The sequence below is a fragment of the Paenibacillus sp. FSL K6-2393 genome (assembly GCF_038002545.1).
Taxonomy (GTDB): Bacteria; Bacillota; Bacilli; order Paenibacillales; family Paenibacillaceae; genus Paenibacillus.
In genome coordinates this window covers 5,791,494-5,806,146 of record NZ_JBBOCU010000001.1, presented here as the reverse complement: position 1 = coordinate 5,806,146, position 14,653 = coordinate 5,791,494, and the positions used below count along the sequence as shown (strand labels likewise).

Here is a 14,653-nt window from a genome sequence, read left to right as displayed (position 1 = left end):
CTTTAAGCTAATGGTCAGTTCAATTCCAATATGTATTGAAATTATGAGACTGAAATCAACTACATTACGTTTCTATACGAAGTTATAGGTTGAAAACAAAAGAGCAGATCCTGATCACAGGACCTACTCTTTCTCATTTAACTTCCAATAACTTTCCAGTTATCCGCCTGCTCCACCGTTAATGGTTGATGTCTGCGGATGTAATCTTCCACCAGTGCGGCCATGTCCGTGGCACCTTCGTGCAGTACCTTTTTACCTGGATACATCGCATAATCCCCGCCGCCAGCAGCGCGGTAGCTGTTCATCACCACAGAGTATGTGCCATTCATGTCCATTGGCTTGCCTTCACGTTCCAACTTCACAACTCGACTGCCCACAGGTTGGGAGATATCCAGTTCGTACTCTAGGCCAGCCCACATATCATAATTATAATGCTGAGGTTTGGGTTCCATATAAGCCGGATTGACTGCCACCTCGCCAGAAGCATTCACTTCAAAGTAACGAGCCGTTTGTTCCAGTGCCTCCCGGATATCCTGACCACTCAACTCCAGCACCGTCAGAGTATTAGGGTAGATGAAGTTGGATAACACGTCCCGAACGGTGATGTGACTCCCGAAACCGCGAGCTTCTTCACTCAGCATGGCGGTATTGGAGAGCTGCGCTCCAGTCGCTTCCATCTGCACTTGATGTACAAAAGCAATAAATGGATGTGCCTTGAGTCGCAGAGCCGTAGCATTGGTGATAGATAAATCCCCAGCCACCTCGCCAATAGGTTGATCAAGCCATGCTTGTGCCTCAGTTTCCAGCACATCCGTCAGTTTCATGACGGTTGCATCAGGTTCAACCTCATGATGTTCATCCAGAAGTAACAACCGAGCCTTCTTATCTGTAATCTGCCATTTCCCGCCTGATGATTGTTCCAACTGAATGGATACATGCCCCGCACCATTTCCACTGAATCCCGGCTGAATGACGGTTACACCATGAATATTAGCGGTAAGCTGACGATGCTGATGTCCGGTAAGCAACACATCGATGCCTTCGATGTCCCGGCAGATGGCATAACCTTGATTTTCTCCAGTTAAACGTTCGGCGGGCTCGCCTGTCTCCAGATCACTCTCAAATCCGCCATGATAACTCACAACCATTACATCTGGTTGTTCATGCTCATGAATATAGCTAACCCATGTACGAATGGTCTCCAAGGCATCAAGGAACTGTAACCCCTCAATATTTTTCGGGTGCTCCCAGTTTGGGATGTAGTGCGTAGTTGCGCCCAACAGGGCTACTTTGACACCCGTAGATAAGGTTTTGATTAGATACGGAGGACCGAAGGCAGGTACGTCTGGTTGCTCATCATTCACAATATTGGCAGACAGCCAGGGGAAGTTGGAAGCTTCAACTGCTCCACGTAATAGATTCTGACCATAGTTAAACTCGTGATTGCCCATCACCGCCGCATCATAACCCAGTTCATTCAGTACCGTTATGAATGGATGCACTTCGTTTTTGGAAACCTGTGAAGCTGCATAAGAGGCCAAGGGTGATCCTTGCAGCAGATCCCCGTTATCCACCAGCATCAATTCAGGTGAACGTTCACGTTCCTTACGAATCAGGGAAGCCAGCAGGGCAAGTCCAGCCGGGCGGTATGCATTGGTGTTGTAATGAATGGGGCGGATGGCCCCGTGCAGATCACTGGTGAACAGAATGTCGAAGCTTGCCGTATGGTTTGTGGATGTCATTTTACAATCTCCTCTAATATATAAGTTCAGATATATGGAATTACCATAAAACGGAGAAGAATGAATAGCCTGAAGAACCGAAGTATACCCAGTTATCTCCGATGTTCTTCTTATATCTTCAACCATAATGAGCCTATTCTAACAGATACAAGTCGCGCTGACAGCCTGACAGGAAACTTTACAAAACTCCAAATTTCGTTTCACATCGCGCAAATATTTGGCAACTATAGTAGATAAGTACTGAAAAATAGAAACTCTTTGGAGGGTGTTCGTTTGAAGAAGTCTGCTTTATTTTTACCATTGTTGATTTTGGTTCTGTTTCTGAGTGCTTGTGGGTCTAGCAGTAGTACAACAGGTTCGGCTAACGGGGATAATTCGAGTTCCAATGCATCCGGTACGTCTACAGCAGAGACAGAGAAAGCTGTCGAAGGTTATGTGCCAACTGAATTGACGGTTCAATTTGTTCCTTCCCAGAACGCAGACACGCTTGAAGCCAAAGCGAAACCGCTGGAGAAGTTGCTTGGTGACAAACTGGGCATTCCGGTAAAAGTCAGCGTATCCACCGACTACAACACAATTATTGAAGCAATGGCTTCCAACAAAGTAGACGTAGGTTTCTTGCCTCCGACAGCTTATGTACTGGCTAAAGAAAAAGGCGCTGCGCAGGTTATCTTGCAAGCACAACGTTTTGGTGTAAATGATGAGACTGGAGCTCCTACAGAGCAACTGGCAGATTCATATAAATCCATGTTCATTGTGAAAAAAGATTCGCCGATTCAATCCATCGAGGACCTTAAAGGTAAAAAAGTCGCTTACCAAAACGTAACGTCTTCCGCAGGTTATGTATGGCCAGCCGGTCTGTTGCTGGACAGAGGCATTGATCCATTAAAAGATGTAACACCTGTAACGTTGAAAGGTCATGACCAAGGTGTTATCGCTGTATTGAACGGTGACGTTGATGCAGCAGCTATTTTCCAAGATGCCCGCAACACGGTAGCTAAAGACTATCCGACTGTATTTGAAGATACACGTGTACTGGCGTTCACTGAGCCTATTCCTAACGATACCATTGCCGTTCGTACAGACATGAATGCAGATTGGACTGCGAAGATCAAACAAGCCTTCATCGATATCGGTAAAGATACTGAAGGTCACCAGATCATCAAAGAAATCTATACGCATGAAGGTTATGTAGAGTCCGATGATAGCAAGTTTGAGATCGTTCGCCAGTATGGCGAAAAAGTGAAAGGTGAATAATTCTGATCCAAAAGTAGTTCGGGATCTGTTCACTTTGTAGTAGCTTTCTTGGATGGGAACAGCTTAATCGTAGCAATGGACAGGCCAGTTCAGCGTGATCTACGCTGCGCTGGCTTGTGCCATTATAACAAGGAGTCATGTATGGTTGATCATTATGAATGAAAGAAGGATATTGTCATGATTGAGCTTCATAACGTTACCAAAACTTACGCTAACGGCACCAAGGGCCTGGATAATATTAATCTGAAATTTGAGCAGGGTGAATTCATTGCTGTTGTGGGTCTGTCCGGTGCGGGTAAATCAACGCTCTTACGCTCCATTAACCGACTGCACGACATTAGTGAGGGCGAGATTCTGATTAACGGAAGTTCCATCACGAAGGCACAAGGCAAACGGCTGCGCATGATCAGACGTGACATCGGCATGATCTTCCAGAGTTTTAATCTGGTGAAACGGTCCAGTGTACTACGTAATGTACTCGCTGGACGGGTTGGATACCATTCCACCATGCGTACCATTCTGGGTCGTTTTCCAAAAGAGGATATTGAACTGGCATTCACTGCACTGGATCGTGTGAATATCTCGGAGAAAGCTTATTCCCGTGCAGATCAGTTGTCTGGTGGACAACAACAGCGTGTCGCTATTGCTCGTGTACTTGCACAGGAAGCAAAAATCATACTGGCCGACGAACCGGTTGCTTCACTTGACCCGCTTACAACCAAGCAGGTTATGGATGACCTGAAACGCATCAATCAAGACCTTGGGATTACGACCATCGTCAACCTTCACTTTATTGATCTGGCGAGAGAGTATGCGACCCGTATTGTCGGGTTGAGAGCAGGCGAGGTCGTATTCGACGGTCCGGTGGAAGAGGCGACGGATGAGCGCTTTGCAGAAATATACGGCAGACCGATTCTGGCTGACGAATTGTTGGACAAGCAGGCTGTGCATGAGCAGGGAGAAGTTGTGGTATGAAGGGGCAGTCCAACGTTCCACTTCAGAATTCAGGCGGAGTAGGGAAGGAACCTGGTTCCAGCCCGTCTCAGGTTGTGAATCGCCCGAAGCCGCCTGGGCGTACGAAACATTTGCTCACCTTAGTGATCATTCTGCTCCTTCTGTGGGCCAGTGCCAAACAGACGGATGCCAGCTTCACGGAGTTGTTTGAAGGTTTTCCCAACATGTTGGATCTGCTAAAGGAAATGTTCCCACCCCGTTGGAGTTACTTTGATAATATCGTGCAAGGCATGCTGGAAACGATCCGAATGGCCCTGATTGGGACAACCATTGGTGCGATTATTGCGATACCAGTCTCGATCATCTGTGCTGGTAACCTGATGCCAAGTCGCTGGATTTACTATCCGGCACGTTTTCTGCTGAACCTGATTCGAACCGTGCCAGATCTGTTGCTTGCTGCTTTGTTTGTTGCTGTATTTGGTTTGGGGCCCATCCCCGGAATCTTGGCACTGGCTGTGTTCTCGATAGGTCTGATTGCGAAGTTGACCTATGAGACGCTGGAAACCATTGATCAGGGGCCGCTGGAAGCGATGACGGCTGTTGGTATGAACCGGATTCAGCTCATTGTATATGGCGTAGTGCCGCAACTGGCTGCCCAGTTCACATCCTATGTGCTGTATGCCTTCGAAATTAATATACGTGCTGCTGCCATTCTCGGACTGGTGGGAGCCGGAGGAATTGGACTCTACTATGAGGCCACACTTGGATTCCTGGAGTATGACAAGACCAGCGTAATCATTCTGTTTACCCTCGTCATCGTTCTGATCATTGATTATGTAAGTACTAAGCTGCGGGAGAAATTGCTATGATGAAAAATGAAACAAGCCGCATCCGGCCTAAACCACGGAAGAACCCGCTTCGCTGGGTCATTGTGTTACTGCTGATCCTTGTGTATGTCTGGGCGCTTGCCGGTGTACCGTTTACTGGGTTCAAGGAAACCGCTGCTCAGATTATGAAGGCCATTGTCGCCGGAATTTTCTCACCGGACTGGGATTTTGTATATCTGCCTGAGGGAGAAGACTTGCTGCGCGGACTGTTGGATACGCTGGCGATTTCCGTGCTGGGTACCGTGATCTCGGCTGTGCTCTGTATTCCGTTTGCATTCTGGTCTGCCCGTAACATGAGTGGGCATCGTTCCATCTCGGGTGCAGGCAAAATGGTACTCAGCTTTATCCGCACGTTCCCTGAGATTATCATGGCCTTGTTGTTCATTAAAGCAGTAGGTCCCGGATCGTTTGCAGGGGTACTCGCCCTTGGGTTACACTCCATCGGCATGTTGGGTAAATTATACGCAGATGAAGTTGAGAATATCGACTATGGCCCATCTGAGGCGCTGCTTGCCTCTGGAGCCAATCGCATGCAGCAGTTGTGGTTTGCCATCCTGCCGCAGGTTATGCCTGGATTCTTAAACTATACGTTGTATCGTTTCGAGATTAATGTACGTTCCGCGACCATACTGGGCGTGATCGGAGCAGGGGGGATTGGTACACCGCTGATCTTTGCACTTAGCACTCGGAACTGGCCGCGAGTAGGTATAATCCTGCTGGGTATAATCGTGATGATCACGATTATCGACCTGATCTCGGGTTATATCCGTAAGAAATTGGTGTAGGTTAATGTGGCGTTAAGAATATATTAGATGATAAAGTAAGATTAGATGATAGCGGAAGAAGAGAGGGCTATTCGGTGCCAGAATATTGGCAGGGATAGTCTTTTTTTTTGTCTGCAAAAAACAACGGTGCGTTCTTGTTGCACAGCTAACCGTTAAGGAATAAGAGTGTTCCAAGAATATCTATAAAAATGATTGAATTATTTTCCAATTACATGTAATATTAATAGGTTTCTATATAAAGGGAATTAAGGATATTAATTAATACTACTCTTAGATATCCATACAAGAAGTGAGTTTTTAAAAGGAAGGTGACCTATGAAAACATTTTATTTTATATGGATTGGGTTTATGGTACTCCTACTACTGTACAGAATGATCTTTCAGAAGTTTAAAAAACATAACATAGAGAATATTGGACTTAGTGCAATTCTGATCGTTTTCACGGGAAGAAGTTATCCGTATCCCAACATAAACTGGATTTTTGTCATCAGTGTTGCCACCCTAGCTGTTTATGCTGCTGTATGGAACAGTATTCTAGGTTGGAAGAAATGGAATGAGCCGGAACGATTGAAATGAACAGGCGCTCTACATCTTCGCTAAGGGATTTAAACCATGTAGCGTATTTTGCAGGAGGTGGGCTAACTAACCTGAGAGTTCTTATAATGCCTCATAAGGCATCACTGGAATTCTAACGAATCGTAGTGACGTTATATGTTGCGTTTTGTCCGATTTGATCCTTTGGGAACTGAAATGTAGCTCAATAGCGATGCTGAGGTTCGTTAGATTCTATAATTTGGCCAAAATGGCCGAATAAGATCTGTCAGGTTCGTTAGCGCCTAGGAAGTGCAGCAATCTGGAAAGGCTGAAGCGGCATAACTATCATTAATGCTGCAAGTGTCTACTTTCTGGGGAGAGGTTCTACATGCACGATTGTCAAAAAAAACGTGACCACTTCACCCGTTTTACCGACATATGTGCTTTCAACTAAAAAACCGAAACCATGTTGCCCTGTGAATCAGGCAATGTTGGTTTCGGTTTTTTAGTTGCTTGGTTAAACGTTAGGCTTCTTAGCTGAGACTTAGCTAGCCAAAGGCAACGCTTTGGTTACTTGAACCGTAATTGACTCGATGCTGGTTACGCCTGCGGCGTTGATCAGCTCAGCACGGTACGTATACGTTCCGTTAGCACGACCGGACAATTCCGTTGTAGCACTTTGAGAAGCTGGTGTAGCAGCTTTCAATGTTTGTGTATCAATCAGAACATCATTTTCATAGAGACGGTATTCAGTAGCGTTTGTACCCCACCAGAGGTTCATGGATACGTTGTAGTTGCCGTCACCATCCCAGTTGTTTTGGGACAAGTTCGCTTTCCCGGGAGCAGCGTTCGTTACTTGAACTGTCAGCTCGTCACTGCGTGTTGTGCCTTTGTCATTGGTCAGCTCAGCTACGTAGGTATACGTGCCGTTGGCTTTACCTGTAATGGCGGTTTTCGAGGACTGAGCCGATGGTGAAGCCGCAGTCAACTTCTGTGTATCGATCAGAACGCCGTTCTCATACAGCTTGTACTCGGAACCATTTTCGCCCCACCAGAGGTTCATGCTTACGTTATACGAACCTTCGAACAGGCCGGTTGTATATCCACTATCAGAGGAAAGCACCGGTTTACCCGGTGCTCCCGCAGCTGGAGTGGAAGGCAGTTCGCCTCCACCTTGATCTTCAGCAGGTACAAAATCATTCAAGCTTCTAGGTTTCAATTGATATACGTCTTTGAAAATAGCGGAAACGCCTGTGATATCGATTTTGTCACCAGCAGCATAAGGGAAGGCAGTCTCCGTCACACCTGTACGGGTGTCTACACGGATATGTGTGCTTGTGCCATCTGCTGCTACCGCGTCAAATTCAAAAGATCCAACTGGTGTAGCACTGATGATATTCTCGATCGTTACATCTTTCAGTTGAACCAGTTGACCCTGGTTCGCATCTGTAATTGCTGTAACTTCGATTGGAGCAGGTACGGCAGCCGTACCTGTTTTGTCAATCGCAACGATATCCGTAAGCTCGAACTCGCTGTTATAGATGGTTGTTGCTGCCGTTACTTTCACCTTGTCACCAGCATGGAAGCCGCTAGTATGCTGGAATACGTAGATTCCAGCAGTTTCATCTTGAAGATAGAAGGCTTGTCCACCAAATGCACCAGGTTCTGTCGTCACAACACCTTCGATAGTTACGGTAGTGCCAACCGCTTTGGTGCGTGCTTCAGCAACAGTGATAGCTGCTGGAATCGGTCCTTCTTCTTCTGGAAGCTGTTCTGCTGGCACATTGCCAACAGTCACGGCATTGGTGATCAGGTTGCTGCCATTCAGACGCAGACGCAAGCTGGCAGCACCAGTTGTACCCGGTTTAATACGGACGTTCAGGTCTTTGATCCCGCGACCTTGGCTGTCCGAGGTTACACTGAATGTGGAGCTATAGCCGTACGAAGTTGGCCATGTACCACTTTCATTCTGGATCATGGCGACCTGTGTTCCGCCAGTCAGATAGATACCGGCACTATAACCGGATACGGTTGTGTTTGGAGCCATATTCTCCACAACTACACGAATCTGGAAGTCTTCTGCATTTGGAAGTGTATCCTGCTTCACGAAGCTGTAAGCAGCGTTTGCGCTGGATGCAGGTCCGCCATAAGAACCAGCCTTAAACGTGGAACGATCGTACCACTTATATCCGGCAGCAGGTGCGGCCCAAGGTTCAGCCTGTGGTTCTGTGGAAGCAGCTGGCTCTTCAAATGGCAGCAGCGCTGTAGCTGTGTCCAGTTCAAGTCCGTTCACTTCAGTTAGGCTTGTGTAGTTCTCTTGTGTAGCGAGCCAGTTTACGGTGTTCACGAGCAACACGGCATCATCGGCTTCTTTGAAACCGTCATAAGTTGTTTTGCGTGTGCCTGTCTCTTCACGCAAGTATTTTGGTGATGCATCTTCTACTGGAGAGGAGTCACCGATGAAGGCAGCTTTACCTGCGCCCAGCTTGGATACAGCCACGTAAGGACCTTCTTCAATCCCGCCACCGTTGTAGACACCTTGGTCCACCGCGTTATTCCATTTTGCGTTGGTTTTTGGCAGGTACACAATACCTTTTGCCTTTTCCGGATCGGTAATTGCGAGTGTTGAACCGGCGTGCATGGCTACAGCCGATACCCCTTCTGTGATGCCAAAGGCTTGATCTGCCGGTACAACGATATTGGCGTTGATATCGCCAAGTGCGTTATAGCGGAAACGTACGCCGAAGTTATCGGACAACCAGTCCGTGCTAGTTACATTTTGCATGGCATCCGAGTTACGCTCATCGGTGCTCATACCTTTGGTTGGATCTTCAAAAGCTCCCCGACGGTAACCGTTGATGACTTCAGAGCCATCCCAGCGGTTTTTGTTACGGTCGGCATTATAGTGATCTCCAACAAAAAAGATGCTGCCACCCGTTTCAACATATTGTTTGAGTGCTGCTTGTTCGGATGTTTTGAAAGGAATTTGAGGCTCTGCAATAACGAATACGTTATACTCTTTCAGATCATCATAGGTAAATGGAGTTGTCTTGCGAAGTTCTTTGACATAATAACCATCATTCGCGAGTGCATTCCCGAAGTCGGAGAAACCTCCATCAATGACCCAGTCTGCAGCTCCAGCCGTTTGGCCGTGAGAGTTGTCGAACAATACTTTTTTACCTGCATTTTGGTTCACAACCTTTGCCTGGATGAACGGTGCCGGGTCTGTCGGTCCTTCCGCATGAACCGATGCATCTCCGTTCCATAATCCGATCTGAAGCGGCAAAGCCATGGACAATGCCAGGAGTGATTTTAAAAATACTCCTCGCATACCTGTTAATTTACCCAACCAAATCCCTCCCAAATATTAGTTGATTCATGAGTTCGTCCATATTCTACCACATGAAAATCTCACATAGTCATAACAATTTGTAAAAATTAACTCGATATTTGTAAAATTGGGTCTTTTGACATATCCATAGGTAATTCGATCCTGTCTTAACACTTCCATCCGCCGTCACTAATGATTTTTCGTAAAGAAAAAGCCATCTCTTATGAGATGACTTTGGCCCGAATTCGATTGACGGCATGGAAGACAGAGGATTTAATCATGCCTTCACTGCGATTCACCAGCTCTGCCGTTTCCTTAATAGAGTATCCATGGATGAGGCGAAGTTCTAATATTTTACGATGTTCGGTGTTGTTAATATGGGAGACAAGATCATGAACACCTTCGCTAATTTCAAGGTGGGGTGTATCGACGTGATGGGTAGGTACCTCCAGACGGCTGTCTCGTCTGAGTGTACGGGTTCGCCTGCGGAAGCTGTCCATCGCCAGGTTACGGGCAATGCGTTTGAGATAATAGAGAATGCGGTCTTCAGGGATATCCACGGTAACGTTCATTAGTCGAATGAAACAATCCTGTGCCAGATCTTCTGCGTCTTGCGGTTGTTTGACGATATGGGATAGATACCTTGTGATTTCTGATTTATAGTTGACATAAGCATCATTAATTAGTGTGCTGTTCATATGATGTGAATCCCCCTTGGATAAAAATCAGGCTTGGGTCCGGTCTGGTATGAGTCTCTTATGATCCAAGTATATCGGGATGTTGTTTCCAAAAGGTTCAGAGTTGTATCGGAGTTGTAACATTTCGTGCTTCCCTCTATTCAAGCATACGGCTTGGGATACAAAATATAGGCAGATGAAGGAAATTCATAGAGCAGGGAGATTACGAAGGTATCATGAGACAAAAAGAGATTTTAATTATTGAGGACGAGGAGTCCATTCGCGATATACTGTCCTATTCGTTACGTAAGGAAGGATTTGAGATCAAGGAAGCAGCTACGGGAAAAGAGGGTCTGGATCTGCTTCGGGATTCGAAGCCGGATCTGATCCTGCTGGATCTGATGCTGCCAGATATGAGCGGTTTTGATGTGTGCAGGCAACTATCTGTGAACTCCAAGATACCTGTCATCATGATCACTGCAAAGTCGGACATGCTGGACAAGGTACTTGGCATGGAGCTTGGGGCGGATGATTATATCACGAAGCCTTTTGATATCCGTGAGGTGGTTGCGCGCATTCGGGCGATTTTTCGCCGGATTGATCTGATCAGCGAGACACTGGAGAATCAGTCCTATGAGGTGGTAAGGCTAGGCAAGCATATTGAGATCCGCAAGGATGAACGGGAAGTGTGGAAAGACGGGGAACGGGCAGGACTCACGAATAAAGAATATGATCTTTTGTTATTTCTCGTGACCCATCATCGTAAGGTTCATACACGTTCTGAACTGCTGGATAAGGTATGGGGATTTGATTTTGCAGGGGATACCCGAACGGTGGACATTCATGTGCAACGGATTCGCAAGAAACTGGATAGTGGTGTGCAAGGCATTTCGATGATTGAAACGGTATTCGGAGTGGGGTACAAGCTGAATATTCAGGTACAGACATGAAGTGGACGATCCAGTTCAAAATGGTGGTGCTATTCTCGGTCATTGTATTTATCGGATTCTCCGTCCTGTTGATTCTGTCCAATAAGGTAGCTCAGGAGAATATGTACCGGGAAGTGCATGAGGATATGGTGCAATCCAAAAGAAATCTGGACATCGCGCTGAATCAGTACTTCCTGATACATAACAAACGCATGAGCAGAGACTCGCTTGAAGCAGGGAGTCGCGAGCTCGCGGAGCAGATTGGATCAGCCGTTGGTGGGGAGATTGTAGTATATGGCCCCGATGCTTCGCCATACGGATCTGTTGGCAGCGAGGTTAACGTTGCTAAGCGGTCTGACCATCCTGATGTGGAGGAAGCCATACATTCCCGGATTGCTTACACCACAGTTGTGGATAAGGGCCGGGTCACAGCCAGTCTGTCCTTCCCGCTCCAGATGGATCAACAATTGATTGGAATTGTACAGATGAAGAAGGATTACACGGAATTGTTCAAACGGAACCTTCGTTTTCAAAATACGATCAAGTTTTTTGCAGCGGTTATTTTCGTATTTGTATTTATCGCATCCATCTTTATTTCCCGGAAAATTACGCAACCTATCCGTGTACTGACAAAACGTTCTGCGGAAGTGGCCCAGGGAAGTCTGAATGCGGACATTCAGATTACAACCAAAGATGAAATTGGTGAATTGGCTTCAAGCTTCACCGTCATGATTGATCGGGTTCGGGAGCAGATTGATGTGATTGAGCGAGAGCGGGACGAAGTGAAGCAAGTACAGGCGAGAAGCAAAGTTTTTTTTGACAATGTGACACATGAATTGAAGACACCACTAACGACGATTCTGGGGTACGCCCAGATTTTGCGGGATAACGGATTTACCGATCAGGACTTTTTTGACAAAGGCATGAATTATATTATCAAAGAAAGCCAGCGTCTCAACACGATGGTTGCGGATATTCTGGAGGTTTCGGTCTCGTCTGCGGTCATTCAGGCGTACCGATTCGAACGTATCGATGTATCCGATATTATCCGTGAAGCTTGCGAGGATATGTCGATTAAGGCCAGTAAGTACAATATAGGCATTCATTATGAGCTGGAGGAACATCAGTATCTACAGGGAGATCGTGATAAGCTGAAGGAGGTCTTCCTCAACGTTCTGGATAACTCGGTCAAGTACAGTGATGTGAACTCCATCATCGAAGTGCAATCCTTCCGGTTAGGTGATTCCATTGCTATTGTGATCCGTGATCAGGGAGAAGGAATCGGTGCTGAAGCGCTCCAGCATGTATTTGAACCCTTTTACCAGGATAAAGGAATCAACAGGGCCGAGAAAGGCAGTGCCGGGCTGGGTCTGTCTATTGTGAAGAACATCGTTGAGCGTCATGGAGGAACAGTGGAGATGAAGAGCATCATGCGGCAAGGGACACAAGTAAATATCAGTCTTCCGGGGGAAATGAACGCATGAGACATCCCGGATTTTGGCGTAAAAACCGCGACAGATTGATGCTGTCAGGGCTGTTGATCGCATTTGTCGGGGGAATATTCGGAATTGGCAGCCTGTTCAGTATCGGAAATCTCAAGCCACGAACCGTAATTTTGCCAAGTGAGCAATTCAATAGCCGTCTGGCACCGCCACCGAGTAGTACGATTCAGATCGAGTCAGCTACCAAGATTCCGAATGACTTTGCAATCTTTGATTTTGAAGTGGTAGATCGGAACACGATTATATTAAATCAACTGGAATCCTCCTATTCCGGGCTTCAGCTGTCTCTCCTGCATCTGGATGATAATGAAGTGAAGAGTATTGCGAGTAATACGGATTATGGCGTTGCGATTAGCCCGGATCACAAGAAAATCATCTACTCCCAGTACCGGGCGGGGCAGGCGCAGAAGACGACATATGAGTATGTGATTGAGAGCGGGGAACGTCGCAAGCTTCCGAACGACAACTCGTATTATAGAGTGTTTACAGGGAACGAATCCTACATCGGTCAGGATGATCTTTCATTTAAACAGGTTGATCTGAGCAAGGGGACGAATCAAGTCATCTACACGTATGATGAGCTAATGGGCATGTTCACAGGACCAAGACAAGGGAAGGGTTCGAGTGATACGTTTATCGTGATGGATGTATTGCAGGTCAGTGAAGATCTGAAGCAGTTTTATATGCTGGTGATGCTGAAAGACAATTATGCCATCTATCGTGTATCGCTTGAGGACGAGCATGAAGTGAAGGCGTATGCTGCAATGGAAGACATTCAACAATTCAAGTTGTTGAAAAATGGTGATATGCTCATCCAGGGAACGATGAATAAGGTACAGGGGCTGTATCGGTATCGAGCAGCGCAGGAGCAGTATGATCTGGTATTACAAGGTTCCATCTGGAACTTCGAACTGGATGCAGATGAATCGCGAATCGCTTACTTTCATCCAATGGATAATCAGAATCTGAAGAATGAGTTGCATATTGCCTACCTGAATGACAGCAAGCTTTCGTCGGATACGGTGATCTACCGCAATATTGATAACTTCATCAATCTGAAATGGAAAGACGATGAGCTATTTGCAGTGGGCAGCACGATGGATAAAAGTGAGATGTACCGCTTTAGTTTCAGAGCCTGGTAAGCTGCGGAAGGCATACGAATATAAGACCTTGGTCTGATGGAGCTGGCGATATCTGCTCTGTGGACAAGGTCTTTTTGTTATGACATGTTACAAGTTGGATACAACTCCGGTCAGCCCGGATACATCTCCACCCTATAATTAAATAGAAATGTGCTACGCGAATCTTTTTGAACAACCTCTGTACATATTTAGCAAGTAGAAAGGAAGACATGTAGTAATGCTTCAAGTTGAACAATTATCCCACTCGTTCCGCAATGGCCAGGGAACCGTGCCGGTGCTTCAGGATATCAACCTGACGATTGGAGAAGGCAAGATGGTAGCCCTGCTGGGCAGTTCTGGTTCGGGCAAATCCACACTGCTGAATCTGATGGCGGGGCTGATGAAACCGGATCAGGGCAAGATTCTAATTGCGGGACAAGATATTGTACGTTTCAGTGAAAATCGCCTGGCTGAGTTCAGGCGTAGTCATATCGGGTTTATTTTTCAATCCTATGAGCTGCTGTCCAATCTTACGATCCGGGAAAATGTAGAGTTACCCTTGGTGTTTATGGGGATAAGCCCTTCGAAACGCAAAGCAAAAGCATTGAAGCTGTTGGAACAGGTTGGACTGGGTGAAAAAGCAAGCTTGTTCCCGTCCCAGTTGTCGGGCGGTCAACAACAACGTGTCAGTATTGCACGCTCGCTCATTACCGAACCCTCGGTGATCTTTGCAGATGAGCCTACCGGGAATCTGGATACCGAGACGGAGGAAGAGATTATTGCGATTTTGCAGCAGCTTAACCGGGATATGAATACAACCTTTGTCATTGTGACACATGAAGCAGAGGTCGCGGAGCAGATGCAAGTTGTGCTTACACTACAACATGGAATATTGGTCGAAGAAGCTGTAAGGGATGTTTGAGGCAAAAGGAGA

At 46.5% G+C, this 14,653-nt stretch carries 12 protein-coding genes; 9 read left to right on the top strand and 3 right to left on the bottom strand.

Annotated elements, in window-relative coordinates; all coding sequences use genetic code 11:
• Nucleotides 1-137: 137 nt before the first annotated feature.
• Nucleotides 138-1,742 (bottom strand): bifunctional metallophosphatase/5'-nucleotidase, encoded by a 1,605-nt coding sequence (locus MHI14_RS25815; RefSeq protein WP_341131539.1) that lies wholly within the window; start codon nucleotides 1,740-1,742, stop codon nucleotides 138-140.
• Nucleotides 1,743-2,000: 258 nt separating this feature from the next.
• On the opposite strand from MHI14_RS25815, the gene MHI14_RS25810 reads away from it, so the two are divergent.
• The 5 genes from MHI14_RS25810 (at nucleotide 2,001) to MHI14_RS25790 (ending at nucleotide 6,201) form a co-directional block, all read left to right on the top strand.
• Nucleotides 2,001-2,999, top strand: coding sequence for a phosphate/phosphite/phosphonate ABC transporter substrate-binding protein (locus MHI14_RS25810; protein ID WP_419891246.1), 999 nt, complete (start codon nucleotides 2,001-2,003; stop codon nucleotides 2,997-2,999).
• A 177-nt stretch (nucleotides 3,000-3,176) separates the two neighbouring features.
• On the top strand, nucleotides 3,177-3,974 hold the full coding sequence (gene phnC, locus MHI14_RS25805; protein WP_062837418.1) for a phosphonate ABC transporter ATP-binding protein: 798 nt from the start codon (nucleotides 3,177-3,179) through the stop codon (nucleotides 3,972-3,974).
• Entirely contained in the window at nucleotides 3,971-4,822 is an 852-nt protein-coding gene (gene phnE / locus MHI14_RS25800; protein WP_105600934.1) for a phosphonate ABC transporter, permease protein PhnE, read from the top strand. The genes phnC and phnE (MHI14_RS25800) overlap by 4 nt, the downstream gene beginning before the upstream one ends.
• Nucleotides 4,819-5,625, top strand: a complete 807-nt coding sequence (gene phnE / locus MHI14_RS25795) for a phosphonate ABC transporter, permease protein PhnE (RefSeq protein ID WP_017690380.1) — start codon at nucleotides 4,819-4,821, stop codon at nucleotides 5,623-5,625. Before phnE (MHI14_RS25800) ends, phnE (MHI14_RS25795) begins: the two co-directional genes overlap by 4 nt.
• 315 nt (nucleotides 5,626-5,940) lie before the next feature.
• Nucleotides 5,941-6,201 carry a hypothetical protein gene (locus tag MHI14_RS25790; RefSeq protein WP_105600932.1) on the top strand — a complete coding sequence of 87 codons (261 nt, stop codon included), beginning with the start codon at nucleotides 5,941-5,943 and terminating at the stop codon, nucleotides 6,199-6,201.
• A gap of 502 nt (nucleotides 6,202-6,703) precedes the next feature.
• Here the strand turns inward: MHI14_RS25790 and MHI14_RS25785 are convergent.
• The gene (locus MHI14_RS25785; protein WP_445670379.1) at nucleotides 6,704-9,490 is read right to left on the bottom strand and encodes a DUF5689 domain-containing protein; all 2,787 of its coding nucleotides are present in this window, start codon (nucleotides 9,488-9,490) and stop codon (nucleotides 6,704-6,706) included.
• A gap of 221 nt (nucleotides 9,491-9,711) precedes the next feature.
• Nucleotides 9,712-10,188: an RNA polymerase sigma factor gene (locus tag MHI14_RS25780; RefSeq protein ID WP_091034338.1), complete on the bottom strand. Its 477-nt coding sequence runs from the start codon at nucleotides 10,186-10,188 to the stop codon at nucleotides 9,712-9,714.
• Between the two features lie 215 nt (nucleotides 10,189-10,403).
• Here MHI14_RS25780 and MHI14_RS25775 point away from each other — a divergent pair, with 215 nt between their 5' ends.
• The 4 genes from MHI14_RS25775 to MHI14_RS25760 all read left to right on the top strand — a co-directional run bounded on the left by MHI14_RS25775 (nucleotide 10,404) and on the right by MHI14_RS25760 (nucleotide 14,641).
• A complete protein-coding gene (locus MHI14_RS25775) occupies nucleotides 10,404-11,117 on the top strand; it encodes a response regulator transcription factor (protein WP_036606313.1) in 714 nt (237 codons plus the stop codon).
• Nucleotides 11,114-12,580 carry a sensor histidine kinase gene (locus MHI14_RS25770; protein ID WP_091034335.1) on the top strand — a complete coding sequence of 489 codons (1,467 nt, stop codon included), beginning with the start codon at nucleotides 11,114-11,116 and terminating at the stop codon, nucleotides 12,578-12,580. The genes MHI14_RS25775 and MHI14_RS25770 overlap by 4 nt, the downstream gene beginning before the upstream one ends.
• Nucleotides 12,577-13,740 (top strand): hypothetical protein, encoded by a 1,164-nt coding sequence (locus MHI14_RS25765; RefSeq protein WP_341131537.1) that lies wholly within the window; start codon nucleotides 12,577-12,579, stop codon nucleotides 13,738-13,740. The genes MHI14_RS25770 and MHI14_RS25765 overlap by 4 nt, the downstream gene beginning before the upstream one ends.
• 217 nt (nucleotides 13,741-13,957) lie before the next feature.
• Nucleotides 13,958-14,641 (top strand): ABC transporter ATP-binding protein, encoded by a 684-nt coding sequence (locus MHI14_RS25760; protein WP_105600927.1) that lies wholly within the window; start codon nucleotides 13,958-13,960, stop codon nucleotides 14,639-14,641.
• Nucleotides 14,642-14,653: the final 12 nt, after the last annotated feature.